This window comes from Rossellomorea sp. GQ25 (assembly GCF_059758515.1).
The window spans coordinates 836,504-850,826 of sequence record NZ_JCAXEQ010000001.1; the positions used below are offsets into that span (position 1 = coordinate 836,504).

Genomic DNA, 14,323 nt, shown 5'->3' on the forward strand with positions numbered 1-14,323 from the left:
TTCTCTTATCATATCAAATTCACGGCCGAAAGAAAGCAGCTACTTTTAATAGGAAGATGATCAGCTTCTTACTAATTATTACTGTCCATATAATGACGACGAATTCTCTATTTACAAAAAAACACACGAGAATGCTTCTCTCGTGTGTATTCCTTAAATCGGTTTATATCTTATTTTCTTTAAGATGCATTTGGAAGATAAAAGAGGATCGTCAACATCATGCCAATAACAGAAAAAATCACGATACTAACTGCTACAGACTTGTGAGACTTTGACACATGTTTCTTCTTTAACACGTTAAAAAACTTAAAAGCCAATAACGAAAGAATAAACAAAGATACAAACAAGAGCTCGCTCATGGACAATCCCTTTCTTCAGTAAGGTGTATTCTTTTTAAGATATGAACACACTTTACCATATTTTCTTATTCAATAAAAATTATTTATTCTTAGAAATAATAATATGCCCATTCAGGCGTTTTACGGAGCGCTTTTTCCCAGGCAGAAAGTTCATTAAAATCCTTCATGGTCAGTTTTTTACTATCACTAATGTCTTTATGGATGAGTGATTCTAATTCGCCGGCAACTTTTGCATCCCGAATGATGCAGTTGCTTTCATCATTTAAGTAAAAGCTCCGTGGATCCCAATTTGCTGTACCAATATCAGCCCATTTATGATCAATGACCAGCACTTTACCGTGGAAAAATCCTCTTTCGTATATATAGAGATCCACTCCGCTCTCTAACAAAGTTTTCTCTACTCTGTAATCTGGCGGCTTCGTAAACCATGCATCTGTATCGTCCGGGATGAGGATCTTCACTTTTATCCCACGCTTCACTGCTTTCTTTAAAGCTGATACAAGTTTCCCATTTGGTAGAAAGTATGGGGTTGTAATCGTGACACTCTCTTCCGAACTGTTAATCCTGTTTACTGTCTTTTCTGCAATACTGTCTCCTGTTGAAAACAAGAATTGGGGTGAGTTCTCGCATAGTTTTTCACACCTTGTTTCACATCCCAGTGCATGATGAGAAATAAAATCACGATGCATGCAGCCGTTATCAGGATTCCTTTAAGTCCTTTTTTCAGCAAGAGAACTCACCTCATTTTTGTGTATTGTTAGCTTTTGTTTAAGGGGAAAGACTATACATTTCCCTTCAAAGTTTATCTCGTCCAACATATCTATTGTTTTGGAAATTAACATGCCGCTTAAGCATTTATGAGATATTTTTGACACAATAAAAGAGCATTAACGATATCGTTAATGCTCTCAGTTTACTTTCTTATTGATCTTCAAAATTTTATAGATAAAACGGGCGATCACAAATAAGATGCCCCCTATAAATGAACCTAGCGTATTCATTATCCAATCATCAATATCCGTCGCTCTTCCTAAAGGTAAATAATATTGGGCAAATTCAATTCCAAAGGAAAAAAGTGCCCCTATAAACGTGACCATCAGAATAATTTGTTTCGAATGCCTCATCCACCAAGCTATAAAAAAGGTTAATGGAATAAACAATAATATATTGGCCAACAAGTTTCTAATGGGTACATCTAAATGATTTCGGTAAATTAAATTCAACTTAAGATTAGAGAATGGATCAAAATTCACCGATCCCTCAGCCACATTTCCACCAGTCAATGGAGTCAGGGTAATTAAACAGATGCCTCCAATCGTTATGCACGTAAATAGAACAGGCAGTAAGTTCATCCATCTGCCCTTCCCTTTTCTTTTCTTCCAAAAGGAGACCGCAAAGATAAGGGAAATCGTCACAACTACAATAATTGGAAGAACCCAACCAAATGCGCTCCATAATTCTTTCATGATTCCTTTTCCTACTTTCCTCTAAGCTACCAAACGATGATTTAGTTTATTTACGATGATATATGTTTGAAAGAGAAGCATTATGACAAGGTGCGAATGGTCACTTCTGCAGTCTTCTTGTCGCTTCCATCCCAAGAAGTATGAATTTCAAATGTTCCTTCCTCGAAAAACAATGGGAATTTCCGCTTGAAAAAGGGCTGCATCGGTAAATCAAGCGCTTCTGTTTTGGGTACCCATACCAAGTCCCCTTCTGGAGGATTATCAATGAGCTCCCCAGAGGTTTCATAGGCAAGATAATTGTACACTATATACCGAAATCGATTCTCAGGGACAACATATTCATCTAACCCTTTATACCTTAATTTCTCTACATGTAAACCCGTCTCTTCTCTTACTTCACGAATCGCCCCGGCTGCAGGACTTTCTGGAAAGTCAACTTTGCCTCCAGGTGCAATATAACCGGGATATTCTTTCCGCTCCGGCCTATTTAATAACAGCACTTTGTCCCCACGCTGTATCATTACTAACGAATACATCACTGTTTCTACCTTCATTCATTCCTCATCCCTTTATACTTGTTCCACTCCACTTACGCAGCCCCTGGATCCTTAAAGTCAGACCATCCTTATCCAGCTTTTCTAAAAACGGTATCATGTATTTTCTGGATAATCCCAGAGCGGCTTTCGCAACTGCTATATCGAAGGTTCATAAAAACTTGATAAGAAAAGGCTTTTTTATCATCCAATGACACGATTTTCTTTTCCTGAATAAAAAAGTGATAAAAGTCTGACTGCCATTTTTGAGGAATACCTACTTGATGAAAATACTCTTTCATGTCTTTTACTTGTGTACCATCAGCCTCTAATAAGGTAATGAGCTGATTGCATCGTTTCTCCCATTCAGGAGGTAAGTGAGGAATGAACCCTTCTAAACAAAGAAAACCACTGTTTCGTTTCCAATGTTTTTCCTCAATCGCATAGTCCACTAAATCTCCTGTGTACCTTTTTAAAGATTGCTTCAACTCACCAATATTGATCCCTTTTAATAAAGGAAACTCCCCATGGAACCCTCGAAGAATCTGTTCGATGGATTTCACGCATTCTTCCACTATTTTCATATGCGTAACCTTATTTTGTGATAGTACTATCCATTGATCATCACCCTGTAGCATATCATGCAGGTCTTTATAAGTTAAAGGAGGCTTCTCTTAAGATGAAAACTTCATCTCCTCATTTGTATTGATCAATTAGCTTTAGAGCTCTTTCCTGAGGCGTACCGTGCCGTTCAAACTGAAGAAGGGCTATCGTTTCCTCTCCGAATTTGTATTTTCCACCATTCGGCTGAATAATCCAGCCTCCCCGATTGTTTCCATTGGAGAGGGTCTTCTTAGAATAAAACGATCACCTCTTTTGGCAACAATCGATTCATCAAGCCGGATCTGACATAAAATAGGGTCCGTTTCCGAATCGACTTTATTTCGATCAAAAAATACGAGCTTCCCCATCACTTCAGAAGTTCCTACATGAACCACAACTGGCATTCTTTGATTTATAGGATGGTTTACTGCATGTAATACTTCAAGACACACATCAATTTTGTTGGTCACGGTAAAATGTGTGGATGTGACGAGTACATTTCCTCTTTTCAATTCTTTGTAATCCACTCCAGAAAGGTTTATCGCTGCACGCTGACCAGCATAAGCACTACTCTCTTTCCTATGATGGACTTGAATTTGTTTCGCTTCCGTATGTATTCCTTGAGGTAATATGATTATTTTCTCTCCAGTATCCAAGGTTCCTTCGAAAACAGTCCCTCTTACGACTGTTCCCTGACCCTTTACCGTAAAAACTTGATCAATCGGTAAACGAAAATCGCCTATGACACTTCTTGAAACCATGCCCTTTAATGCAGTAATGACTTTCTGTTTTAACTCTTCGACACCCTCTCCAGATATACTATCTGCCATCAAGACATGTGCCTCTTCAAATACCGTTCCCTTCAACTCATCTATCACTTCTTCAAGAGCCAAATCCTTTAATTCTTCTTCAACTTTCGAAATTTTCGTCAGCACGACAATGCCTTGAGAGATTCCTAGTAGCGCCAGTATATCAAGGTGTTCCTTAGTTTGCGGACACCTTCGTCTGCGGCTACCACTAACACAACGAGATCGATCCCGGCCACACCTGCGATCATCTGGCGAATAAACCGCTCATGACCAGGAACATCCACAACAGAAATCTGCATATCTTCATTTTGATATATAGGGGCAAACCCGGGTTCAATCGAGATACTGCGCTCCTTTTCCTCCTTTAATCGATCAGTATCCACAGAAGTAAGGGCCTTTGTGAGAGTGGTTTTTCCATGATCAATATGACCGGCCATTCCAATCGTATAATATTGTTTCCCCATCCTCTCACCTTCTCTCTATCTATTCTTTTTGAACCGGAAGAATAGGACACCGGCCATTATGGCAAAACAAATGGCAAATAAGATTCCCTTCCATACATCTCCATCTGAAAAAGATTTCAATACCCACATCAATATAAATAGGGTTATGCCTATATCAATCATCATCATACCTTTTGAGTTTCGAATGTTTCTTCACCTGCTGCCCTTTAATTTAGTTGCGATTCTTTCACTTTATCATAATCCTGCTTCACCGTTCCATTAGGTCTAAACCTTGCCATATAATATTCCCCGACATAGCGGCTCCCCTTTTTATCATTATAATCCTTAAAACCCTGATTTTGGAATGGAAATTCAATAGTAAAAAAGGAGAAGCACCTGACATCCTGTGATTCTCCTTCCTATAAAGTCTATTTAGATCCCTCTCGAATCAATGTTTTCATATCTTGGACAATTTCATCGTAAGGGACATCACTATTGCCACTATACGTTTTTACGACTATACCTTTTTGATTCACCAAGTAGAAGCTCGTACCATGAATCATCTGATCGGAATTAGGATCGTCGGCTACAATCGAGCGGAAGGAATGTTCCGCAAGGTTCTTTACCTCGTCAAATTTATAGCCTGTAAGTAGTTCCCATTTACTTGTATCTGCTTCAAAGTTTGAAATATACTCTTTTAATGCGTCCGGTGAATCGTTTTCAGGATCTACGCTGAAGGAAACGATTTTGTAATCCTCTACCCCTTCTTCTTTCAGCTTTTCTTGAAGCTTCGTTAAATTAAATGTCATAGGTGGACAAACTGTTTCACACTTAGTGAATATGAAATCTGCGATCCAGACTTGTCCTTTTAAATCATTCAAACCGACTTCTTGATTATTTTGATTCGTATAAGAAAATTCTTTCACTTCATAATCTGTTTCTGCTTGAAAGTTACTATTACTGCAACCTGCAAGGAGAATCCCGATGATGGTCATCACCACAATGAATGTTTTGGTTTTTGACATCTTTATCTCCTCCGACTTTATCTATCTCTCCATTCTATGTTAGTAAAAAGGGGATAAAAAAACAATCAGCAGAGGCAATATTCATTGTCTATTTTGTGAATGCTCTGCTTCCCTTCCAACATCAAACGCTCCCAGACTTCCAGCGTATGCACCTCTCTTCAGAAAAATTGGGGTATAGGATAACATATCTTGAAATTGTGAAAGGTCCTCTTTTAAAGCATGGTTTGATTTCAACGTACTTCCAATAAACACGAAATGCTTTAATTTATGGACTTGAGAGGCTTGAGATGCAAGCAGAATAATGGTTTCTGCTATCATATTCGTTAAAGCCCGCAGTTTGTCTGCTTTCTTAGAAGAAGAATCCCCTTTAGCAAAATTAGCAGCTGTCAAATGTTCAGGAACTGGAGAGTTCGTTGCCTCATAAACGTCTCTCACAGATAAATCAACTTGCTCTCGTTTGCCCTCTTTTGATAGCCGTACCAGCTCGTAATAGTCAGATTCTCCCGTAAGTAAACCTCCCAATCCCATAAAGGTTCCGCCCCCTAACCCACTACCGAGTAATCTTTCACATCCGTTTTCATCAACCTTAAAAATAGACGTCCCTGTACCTATATTAATGAGGGTGAACTGTTTCAGGTCACTTTTTTCTTCTTTAAGGAGAAGTTTAGCTCCACTGCATACCGCTTCGAATTCACCAATAATACGTGCATGTGGAAAGGTTTCTCCCCACTTCTTAGCTTTTCCTCCCGTAATGTAAAGCTTATGATTTTGGGCCAGGATTGTAAGCAACTGTAGGACATTCTCTTGTTGCTCACTGGAAAAGGTTTTAAAATGCAGCCCGCCATTTTCCTCATACACGATCTTGGTTAACGTTCCACCAGCATCTACCCCGATCACACTCATTCTTCCCGATCCTGCGTTTTTTTCTTAGAAAATAAATAGTGCAGGGTAAACCCATGAACAACCATTATCGTAAGGAAAGCAAGAAAATAATAGAAAACACCTATGACCCCATCTGAAGTATCCTCTGTAATGAGCCACCATACCGATGCAAAAAGAAGAAATAGAAATTGAAGAGCAACTCCCTCCAAGAATGGCTTTTTATAGGTATTGAAATCCAAAAGCCTCTTCCAGCTCCATCCAATGGCAACTACAGCTGATACTAACAATAATAATATGTAAATACTTATTTTCATCAATGATGCCCTCCATTCAAATTCTTCCTATTTCTATGGTATTCAATCAAGCTGGAAAATGAAAGAGAAAATGGGAAAAACACCAATCTGATTTGGTGTTTCCAGCTTTAATCCTATTCCAAGCTTTTGTGATCGTAACGATATGCGTTGAAATGAGTGATATCCACTTTCACTATTACTTCCTCTAATGCATTGTCAGTTAAATAAAATGAAGGCTGTTCTTCAAGTTTGTTAAACTTTAGTGGATGATATCTATACCACTTCTCACCTACATTTAGTAAATCCACTTGTTTGTTCAGCCCTATGTTATACACTTTTTCAATTTCATTTTCCAAAGACTTTTCGAGTGCACTTTTCACTTCTCTATATGGAGCTTCCTTTAATTTTTCAATTAGTTCTGCTTTCACGCTGACTTCAAGTGAAAGCGAGGGAAAACCACCTTTTTCTTTCTTATATTTACTTTAGGCTCCTTCGTCAATAGTTTAAATGTGGATATCAATTCATCATCAATATATAAAGGGTAATCTATTTGATTTTTTTTGGTAAGCAACCAATCAACGATGATTGAGGGTTTAGAAGGAAGATCTCCTTTGAATTGTGCTTGTTGAAACAGGCTATAACCGTTCAAGTAAAGTACAGGGTAAGGTTGATCCGTCTGCCAGGATTTTTTATCAATACTAATATTTGGAATGAATGCCGTACCCATCGGTTCATAGTATTCCCTTAGAAAATGCATTAAACTTGTAGCCCCGATATCATCTTGTAAAGACTCTATCGTTCTTTCAGTCAGCAAAACTGTATAAACGGGAGGATAATGAAATAATCCGTTCACCTTAAAGATTTCTTCAATGCTCTCGTCAGTTGTAAATATCTGCAGATTGGGCCTTAATGAGCGATTTCTTCCCACATCCTCCAGGACTTCTTTGAATTTGTACTTCAACACATTTTTTGAGACGACGAGCGTTTTTGTATGTCCAAAAAATAATGCTGGCCTTGATGCTTTATATAGGTGTCTTACAGCCAAATTCAGTGTTTTACCGGAAGCAGAACCTACAAATGTCGGAACAGGTTCTGAAGGCTTACTCCCCTCCTGTTTTGCTACATTGGCAAAATTCAAGCCTTGAAGGTATGCTGTATATTCCTGATTCTCTTCATTGTAATCTAAACCGATCGAGACAATATACGTTAGATCCTGAATGTTTTTTGAACCCGTACATCCTGTTAATAATAGGACTGATGTAACTAAGATGAGTTTACTTATCTTGTTGATCATTCTGATTGATTCCTTTCCTTGTATCGTCATCCGGGCTGGTTGAAGGGGTGCGTATTTTATAGAATTGAATAGGTAATCGGAAAAACGCCCGAATGATTTCATTCCAACTGATGGGAGCTACAGAACCAAGGAATGGAGTACCAAAGGAAGATTTTGTCGCTAAATAAAGAACCGTCAGAATAAAACTCATAACAACACCGAATAATCCAAAAAAGTGCTAATGAGCAATACGATGAACCTTAATATCGTTGTTCCATATTTCAATGTTTGATTGACGAGAGTAAACGAGAAATATATGTAATGGCACCAATGACAAGCATGGTTGGGGATGTCAATCCGGCACGTTTGGCGGCATCACCCACAATCAGTCCTCCAAGTACAGAAACCGTCTGACCAATTGCCCTGGGCAGCGGACACCCGCCTCATTAAAAAACTCAAACAAAAATAGGACGATAAACATCTCAACAGGAGCGGAAAGTGGCAAGCCGAACCTGGATATGGAGATCATCGCCACGAGCAGATAGGGAATTTGTTCAATATTATAAGGCGAAAATGCAACCCATAATCCTGGTAAATAAGCTGAAATCAAAACCCCGCTTACTCGTAGGATCCTTTCCCATCTCTTCCTGCTGCATTAATAACACTTGGAATAAGCATGACATGATTTAATAAACCGGTTGAAAGAATAAGCAATAATATAAGCTGTCGAGGTATTAAAATAGGACGAATGCTTTTCATAGTTTATCTCCAAAGTTAGGTAGTTTTATCACTATTTATGTCCTACATAAAAGAAATCAAACCTCATTCTCCAATTAAGGAGCGCCCATGCCGAAATCATATTTATATTCATGATTAGTATCTTTGCCACAATAGAAAACAGTCAAAGAGATGGTCTCTTTGACTGTTTTAATCGTTATTGTGAATCTGCAATGGACTAATAGAATTAACTAAGCCAAAAACTGAAACTCGGTTCTGCTTCCACTTTGGGAAGATATGACCTCAAGACGAGCGTCGATTCTCTCTTTTAACTCTGGAACATGTGAAATTAACCCTACAAGTCGGCCACTGCTTTGAATATCCATCAGTGCTTCAATTGCATGGTCCAGAGATTCTGGATCCAATGTGCCAAATCCTTCATCAATAAACATTGTTTCAAGTGAGACGCCACCTGCATACTGTTGCACGACATCAGCAAGTCCGAGTGCCAATGCTAACGATGCCTTGAAGCTCTCCCCTCCGGATAACGTTTTTACGTGTCTTTCCTGTCCTGTGTACTGATCAAATATGAGAAGCTCTAAACCGCTCTGGACGTTTCCTTTGCTTCGATCCGTTTTTCGAATCAGCTGATATCGACCTGATGTCATTTTGATTAATCGTTCATTTGCCACTTGAAGAATATCTTCAAGGAATGATGCCAGAACATATCTTTCAAATGTTATGCGATTTGCATTCTGACCCCGGGCCACTTCTGCCAGATGTCCGACCATTTGATATCTGGATTCTAAATGCTTTATACCCTCATTAATGGTTGTCACCCTGGAAAAGATAAGCTTATTCTCTTTTGTATTCGTCATGATTTTATTCCGTTCATCATTAACAAGCCTCAGCTCTTCAGTAATTTGCGATATGCTACCCTCAATGCTTTTCACATCAGGCTTATGTTTATCCTGTAAGTGCTTTTCGATGTCATGTAGACGATCGGAAACGGAACGCAGGTCTTCACCATACTTCTTCACTTTTTCTTGAAGACCGAGGATTTCTGCTTCAGACTTTTTTGCTTCCTGGAATGCTTTATAGTGGGGAAATCCCTGTTCTGTAAGAAGCGTAAGGAATGCTTCACGTTCTGTTTTCATCTCGGCATCTACTTTTTCTATCTGCGTTTCTTTGTCTCTCACTTGTGACACTTTTACGCTGTACATGTTCTCAAGCTCATAGTATTGCTTCTGGGCGCGCTCGTATGCCGCCTTCAACTCTTCTCTTTTTTGCTTCTGCTCCTTTAACACTTTGTTAAATTGATCTTTTGATCTGAGCTCATAAGGAATATCTTCCTTCACCTTTTGAAGGGTAGTATCTTTCGTAAGGAACAGAGTATTCAGCTCCTGTAGCTTGTCTAAATTTTTTAACCTTGAGCCGTCCAGTTCTTCTAGCTTTTCCCTTCCTTTTCTTACTTCATCCCTCATTACCTTTCCTTGTTCGACTTCTCTTTTCTTTTCAGCCATTGTAAGTTTCAGGGCTTCAATCTCCGATGTCACTTTAGAAAGAATATCATCTATTTCGTCCCGCTTAAAATCGCTTTTCTTTTCTCGAATTTTCCGAACGATATCGTCTATCTGATCCTGAATACCCTGCATTTTTGTTTCCTCTTGAGCGATGGCAAGGCTCATCCTTTTTTCTTCCAGGTTGAGTTCCTCCTGCTTTTCCTTCGCCACTTTCAAATCTTCCTGAGAGGGTAATGAATCCACCTCAACGGCAGGGAGTGGATGATGCTCTGAGCCACAAACGGGGCAAGGAGCGTGATCAACTAGCCCTTTTGCAAGGTGTGCAGCTTGAGCAGAGTGCCACTTTTCTTCTAAATGGGCCAGAGTTTCAGACGCATCCAAACTTTGTTTCTGAAGGTGATGATACTGTTCTTTTAATTTTTGCTCTTGCTTATGGACAAGCTGAAATTTTTGATCCATCTTTTCTATTTCATTTACCTGTTCTAATAGGGATTGATTCTCTTGAAAAGATTTTTCTAACCGGAATAAATCTGTTTGACCATTTTCCCCTTCTTCAATTCGTTTTTCCCTGGCTTTTATGCCTTCTTGTAAAAATGAAATCTGCTCTGTCTGCTTTTTGACGATGTCTTGCTGCTTCTCATATTTTTCTTTCATTTCTCGGGTATCTTTCATCAACATATCCAAAGAATCTATATCTTTTTCCATTTCTTCGAGTTGAGTGATTTTCTTTGAAACGTCGTCCCTTTTATTTTCGTTATTCGTTTCTTTTTCTAATTTTTCTTTAGCTTCCATAAGCTTTTCTGAGATTGCTTTCTTTTCCTCTAAAAGCTGAGTGAATTGCCCCTTCAGTTCGTTCAGGTTTCGATTGAGTTTATGACAATACTCATCTTGCTGAACTAAACGGGAGGCTCGCTGGGCTAATAGAATGTCTCGATCGATTGATTCGATTTCAGGCTTTACTTTTAAAAGGGATTCTTTCTGAGCCATTAGTTTTTCTTGAAGCTCGTATTGATCGACCAATCCTTCTGCCTCTTGAAGCTGCTTATGAAGGGCATCTCTTTTCTCCTGCACACTTTCATAGTTAAGCTGTATTTCTTTCTCCCTTATTTCCATGCTTTCTATGTGAGCAGGAAGAAGTTGAAGAATGTGATGATCATTCAAAGGGTTCTCCAATAATAAGGACTGAAGTTCTTCATTTTTTTCAAAATGAATCCTTAATAATTCCCTTGTTCGTTCTTCCATTGAGGTTTCAACTGACTTTTTTAATTCGTCTGCCTCGGATTTCAGTTTTTCCTGAATCGTCTTATAAAGTTCTGTATGAAACAGACGCTGCAGGATAAGCTCCTTATCTTTACTATCTGAAGTTAAGAGTTTCCGAAACTCCCCTTGTGGAATCATCAGGATCTGCCTGAATTGATTGGCATCCAGTTGAATCAATTCTTTGATCTTTTCATCCACATCTCTGACATTTGCCGCCAGTAACTGTTCTTTCCCATCTTCATCGTATACGTACAATTCAGACCGGGCATTGATGGTTGTGTAGCCTTCTCCTCTTGCTTTCTTTTTGTCCTGCTGAGGGGAGCGCCAAATACGATACGATCTGCCTCTTAAACTGAATGTAAGTTCTACTTCCGTAATAATATCATTACTTGCAAATTGACTTCTCAGTTCAGTCGGACTGCGATCTTCACCACTTGCCTTTCCGTAGATCGCATAGGATATTCCATCAAAAATAGTCGTCTTGCCTGATCCTGTCTTCCCGGATATCACGAACATTGTGCGGTTCCCCAACGAACGAAAATCAATCGTTTCTCTTCCTGCATAGGGTCCAAAAGCTTGCATCACTAATTGAAGAGGCTTCATGCTTGATCGACCTCCTTTCTCGCTTTTTCAATAACGTTTTGCAGGACTTCTTCCTTTTCATCGGTAAATTCACCTGTCGTCATATCCCCGTAGAATTCTTTAAACAATTCAAGCTCCGACCTTTTCTTATCCTCTAGTACGTGGAACGTATTTTTCTTTTTTGCATCGGTGAGATCCATTTTCCTCTCCAAATGAAGGACGTTCGGATAGACTTGTCGCAATTGATTAATGGGATCGATTAACGTACCTTCATCATGTATCGTGATCTTTAAATAGTCATCGACTTTCTGGGATTGATAGAAGGCAGGGTCTAGAAGCTCTTCCATCAGTCCCTGGAGTTCTCTCATATCTTGTTTTGGCTTAAGCACTTCTTCTCGTAAACGGAATGATCCGTTCCCTTCTATTTCTACGATGCTCACTGACTTACGCTGACTTGCTTCAGAAAATGAGTATTTTAATAGAGACCCTGAATATCGAATCGTTTCATGCTTAATAGCATCTGGACTATGTAGATGACCCAGGGCTGTGTAATGAAAAGACTTAAATACATCTGCACCGACACAACCAGATCCTCCAACAGAAAGGGTGCGCTCTGAATCTGTGGTTTTACCCCCAAGCACAAATGCATGACCCACAAAGACATGTGGTTCATTAGGATTCATATTTTCTTCAATCCGTTTCACAATCGCTTCCATTGCAGCGTGATGAGAATTGATTGAATCGTCTTCAAGGATTTGTCTGACATTACCAGGCTCAACATAGGGAACGCAGTGGAAATTAACCCCATTAATAGTAAATGGAGTAAAGTCATTTGTCAGCTTCCCTTTCAAGTAAAAGTGACTATGCTTGTACCATGATGAACCAAATGATAATCGTTCTGCACTATCATGATTTCCTGATACAGCCACTATAGGTGTGTTTAACTCTACATTAATTCTGAATAAAACCTCATCCAATAACTCTACAGCTTCAGTAGGAGGAACGGATCGGTCATAAAGATCCCCAGCAATCACGACTGCATCGGGCTCCTCCTCTTTCACGAGCTCTATCAATTGCTCTAATATATAGCGTTGTTCTTCCGTCATATAAATGCCGTGAACCAGTTTACCTAAGTGCCAATCGGCGGTATGAATGAATTTCACTGCTGTTGTCTCCTCTCCGGTCATTGAGTATCTCCCTAAATTATATCAAACTAAGAAGTTATACGTGAAAAGAAATGTCAACTTACAGAACATTTGTTCCTATATCACTTTTTTTCTTATTGAACCTCCATATATAGAAAGGAAAGGAGGCCCTTCATTTCACATTTGGGCCTCCTTTCTATTATTCTTTTAACTGCTGAGGTAGCGTTTGTATCGACGTGATCACGGCATCCAGCTTCGTCTCAATACGATATAGGAGATACATCGTGACAACAATCGGAAAGCCTACTTCAGAAACGAATGAAATAATAGTTTCCATCCTCTTCCCCTCCTCTCATCTTTTATATAGGTAAAATGAGAGAAAAAGGAGACTAGCTGAAAAGAAAAAGCGAATCCATCATTTCATGGAATCGCTTTTTGAATTTATTATCCGTTCAAATCACTTATTAAGCTTGAGCTTACTAAACCTGCTTCATCAAGAATTTCTTTGATTTGATTTTCTGCTTCGTTTAATTTCTCATTGGCTGCAGTTAAATCTATTTCGCCATCTTTAGAAAGTGCTTCAGCTTTCATATTATATGATTCTGTCAGGGTGGATTTGAATGACTCCACCGCTTCTTTTTGATCACCAAGACCTCCAGGGATCTCCATGCCTTCTACCGCTTTAGCAGATTCTGTTGCTGAAGCTGCAGCGGCTTCCTTCATTTTTTCCAACTCTTCTCCTGCAGGAGGCTCTTCCCCTGCAATCGCTTCTTCATATCCATTAAGATCAATATCAACACCATTGACGGTTGTTGTTAAATTTAAATAAAAATCCATTAAATCTCCAGCAACATTTGTGTTCTCTTCCGTTGCATTTGTTGTTTCATCTTTTTTAGCTTCGTCAGAACCTGAATCAGAACATCCAACTAAAGCTAAAGATAGACCCAGACCTAAAAACCATACTTTTTTCATACTTGTTTTCTCCTCTCTGTCTTAATCAACATGTTCAAGTATAGAAGGCAAGCAATTCCTTTAGGAAATCGCTTTCTTCAATTTATGATAAGCCGGCAAAAAGTATCTTATCACGGGGAGAATCGAATGGTAAAGAAGATTTTTCTAATTTCACTAAAGTTTAAATCTTATAAATATTTTAAATATAAAGCCTTTTCCCCATCTGATTATCATACTTTACTCACGGGTCAATGGGACGAACATCTTCTAAAACATTTGAACAAGTTTTTCTTCCATGGTATAACTTATTTATACTTATTCTGGGGCTGATTGTAGAGCTGGTGATTACCTAGGTCTTCAAAACCTCTTGGGAGGCGCGTGCCGTCTCCGCTGGGTTCGATTCCCAGGCAGTCCCGCCAACCTTTATAATTCAAGGGTTCAAGCCTAATCCCTACCATG

At 39.0% G+C, this 14,323-nt stretch carries 16 protein-coding genes, 1 tRNA gene and 2 pseudogenes; 1 reads left to right on the forward strand and 18 read right to left on the reverse strand.

What is annotated here, in order from left to right:
• Positions 1–448 precede the first annotated feature (448 nt).
• From AC6CIB_RS04580 to AC6CIB_RS04665, 18 genes and pseudogenes are all read right to left on the reverse strand, one after another.
• Positions 449–967 carry a phospholipase D-like domain-containing protein gene (locus AC6CIB_RS04580; protein WP_498278311.1) on the reverse strand — a complete coding sequence of 173 codons (519 nt, stop codon included), beginning with the start codon at positions 965–967 and terminating at the stop codon, positions 449–451.
• A gap of 300 nt (positions 968–1,267) precedes the next feature.
• Positions 1,268–1,825: a VanZ family protein gene (locus AC6CIB_RS04585; protein ID WP_498278312.1), complete on the reverse strand. Its 558-nt coding sequence runs from the start codon at positions 1,823–1,825 to the stop codon at positions 1,268–1,270.
• 80 nt (positions 1,826–1,905) lie between these two features.
• Complete coding sequence (locus AC6CIB_RS04590; RefSeq protein WP_498278313.1) at positions 1,906–2,379, reverse strand: 8-oxo-dGTP diphosphatase; 474 nt, start codon at positions 2,377–2,379, stop codon at positions 1,906–1,908.
• 7 nt (positions 2,380–2,386) lie between these two features.
• On the reverse strand, positions 2,387–2,479 hold the full coding sequence (locus AC6CIB_RS04595; protein WP_498278314.1) for a hypothetical protein: 93 nt from the start codon (positions 2,477–2,479) through the stop codon (positions 2,387–2,389).
• Positions 2,451–2,942, reverse strand: a complete 492-nt coding sequence (locus AC6CIB_RS04600; protein WP_498278315.1) for a hypothetical protein — start codon at positions 2,940–2,942, stop codon at positions 2,451–2,453. The genes AC6CIB_RS04595 and AC6CIB_RS04600 overlap by 29 nt, the downstream gene beginning before the upstream one ends.
• A gap of 183 nt (positions 2,943–3,125) precedes the next feature.
• On the reverse strand, positions 3,126–3,896 hold the full coding sequence (locus AC6CIB_RS04605) for an EF-Tu/IF-2/RF-3 family GTPase (protein ID WP_498278316.1): 771 nt from the start codon (positions 3,894–3,896) through the stop codon (positions 3,126–3,128).
• A gap of 20 nt (positions 3,897–3,916) precedes the next feature.
• Positions 3,917–4,234, reverse strand: coding sequence for a GTP-binding protein (locus AC6CIB_RS04610; RefSeq protein WP_498278317.1), 318 nt, complete (start codon positions 4,232–4,234; stop codon positions 3,917–3,919).
• A gap of 407 nt (positions 4,235–4,641) precedes the next feature.
• Positions 4,642–5,238 carry an SCO family protein gene (locus AC6CIB_RS04615; protein WP_498278318.1) on the reverse strand — a complete coding sequence of 199 codons (597 nt, stop codon included), beginning with the start codon at positions 5,236–5,238 and terminating at the stop codon, positions 4,642–4,644.
• 81 nt (positions 5,239–5,319) lie between these two features.
• On the reverse strand, positions 5,320–6,141 hold the full coding sequence (gene coaW / locus AC6CIB_RS04620) for a type II pantothenate kinase (protein WP_498278319.1): 822 nt from the start codon (positions 6,139–6,141) through the stop codon (positions 5,320–5,322).
• On the reverse strand, positions 6,138–6,434 hold the full coding sequence (locus tag AC6CIB_RS04625; RefSeq protein ID WP_498278320.1) for a hypothetical protein: 297 nt from the start codon (positions 6,432–6,434) through the stop codon (positions 6,138–6,140). The genes coaW and AC6CIB_RS04625 overlap by 4 nt, the downstream gene beginning before the upstream one ends.
• Before the next feature lie 113 nt (positions 6,435–6,547).
• Entirely contained in the window at positions 6,548–6,841 is a 294-nt protein-coding gene (locus AC6CIB_RS04630; protein ID WP_498278321.1) for a Ger(x)C family spore germination C-terminal domain-containing protein, read from the reverse strand.
• Positions 6,838–7,707, reverse strand: coding sequence for a Ger(x)C family spore germination protein (locus tag AC6CIB_RS04635; RefSeq protein ID WP_498278322.1), 870 nt, complete (start codon positions 7,705–7,707; stop codon positions 6,838–6,840). Before AC6CIB_RS04635 ends, AC6CIB_RS04630 begins: the two co-directional genes overlap by 4 nt.
• Positions 7,688–7,909: pseudogene (locus AC6CIB_RS04640) on the reverse strand (spore germination protein); the annotation flags it as partial. The pseudogene AC6CIB_RS04640 and the gene AC6CIB_RS04635, both read right to left, overlap by 20 nt.
• 58 nt (positions 7,910–7,967) lie before the next feature.
• Positions 7,968–8,296, reverse strand: a pseudogene (locus AC6CIB_RS04645) (spore germination protein).
• Positions 8,297–8,654: 358 nt separating this feature from the next.
• Positions 8,655–11,789, reverse strand: a complete 3,135-nt coding sequence (locus AC6CIB_RS04650) for an SbcC/MukB-like Walker B domain-containing protein (RefSeq protein WP_498278323.1) — start codon at positions 11,787–11,789, stop codon at positions 8,655–8,657.
• Positions 11,786–12,931 carry an exonuclease SbcCD subunit D gene (locus AC6CIB_RS04655; RefSeq protein ID WP_498278656.1) on the reverse strand — a complete coding sequence of 382 codons (1,146 nt, stop codon included), beginning with the start codon at positions 12,929–12,931 and terminating at the stop codon, positions 11,786–11,788. The genes AC6CIB_RS04650 and AC6CIB_RS04655 overlap by 4 nt, the downstream gene beginning before the upstream one ends.
• Before the next feature lie 181 nt (positions 12,932–13,112).
• Positions 13,113–13,250 carry a YvrJ family protein gene (locus AC6CIB_RS04660; RefSeq protein ID WP_113968090.1) on the reverse strand — a complete coding sequence of 46 codons (138 nt, stop codon included), beginning with the start codon at positions 13,248–13,250 and terminating at the stop codon, positions 13,113–13,115.
• 107 nt (positions 13,251–13,357) lie between these two features.
• Positions 13,358–13,885: a hypothetical protein gene (locus AC6CIB_RS04665; protein WP_498278324.1), complete on the reverse strand. Its 528-nt coding sequence runs from the start codon at positions 13,883–13,885 to the stop codon at positions 13,358–13,360.
• 301 nt (positions 13,886–14,186) lie between these two features.
• On the opposite strand from AC6CIB_RS04665, the gene AC6CIB_RS04670 reads away from it, so the two are divergent.
• Positions 14,187–14,283 (forward strand) — tRNA-Sec (locus tag AC6CIB_RS04670).
• Positions 14,284–14,323: the final 40 nt, after the last annotated feature.

Coding starts and splice junctions, on each gene's coding strand:
- AC6CIB_RS04650 (WP_498278323.1), bottom strand. CDS start 11,789: ATGAAGCCTCTTCAATTAGTGATGCAAGCTTTTGGACCCTATGCAGGA.
- AC6CIB_RS04625 (WP_498278320.1), bottom strand. CDS start 6,434: ATGAAAATAAGTATTTACATATTATTATTGTTAGTATCAGCTGTAGTT.
- AC6CIB_RS04585 (WP_498278312.1), bottom strand. CDS start 1,825: ATGAAAGAATTATGGAGCGCATTTGGTTGGGTTCTTCCAATTATTGTA.
- AC6CIB_RS04610 (WP_498278317.1), bottom strand. CDS start 4,234: ATGGGGAAACAATATTATACGATTGGAATGGCCGGTCATATTGATCAT.
- AC6CIB_RS04595 (WP_498278314.1), bottom strand. CDS start 2,479: ATGATACCGTTTTTAGAAAAGCTGGATAAGGATGGTCTGACTTTAAGG.
- AC6CIB_RS04665 (WP_498278324.1), bottom strand. CDS start 13,885: ATGAAAAAAGTATGGTTTTTAGGTCTGGGTCTATCTTTAGCTTTAGTT.
- AC6CIB_RS04590 (WP_498278313.1), bottom strand. CDS start 2,379: ATGAAGGTAGAAACAGTGATGTATTCGTTAGTAATGATACAGCGTGGG.
- AC6CIB_RS04635 (WP_498278322.1), bottom strand. CDS start 7,707: ATGATCAACAAGATAAGTAAACTCATCTTAGTTACATCAGTCCTATTA.
- coaW (WP_498278319.1), bottom strand. CDS start 6,141: ATGAGTGTGATCGGGGTAGATGCTGGTGGAACGTTAACCAAGATCGTG.
- AC6CIB_RS04660 (WP_113968090.1), bottom strand. CDS start 13,250: ATGGAAACTATTATTTCATTCGTTTCTGAAGTAGGCTTTCCGATTGTT.
- AC6CIB_RS04600 (WP_498278315.1), bottom strand. CDS start 2,942: ATGAAAATAGTGGAAGAATGCGTGAAATCCATCGAACAGATTCTTCGA.
- AC6CIB_RS04615 (WP_498278318.1), bottom strand. CDS start 5,238: ATGTCAAAAACCAAAACATTCATTGTGGTGATGACCATCATCGGGATT.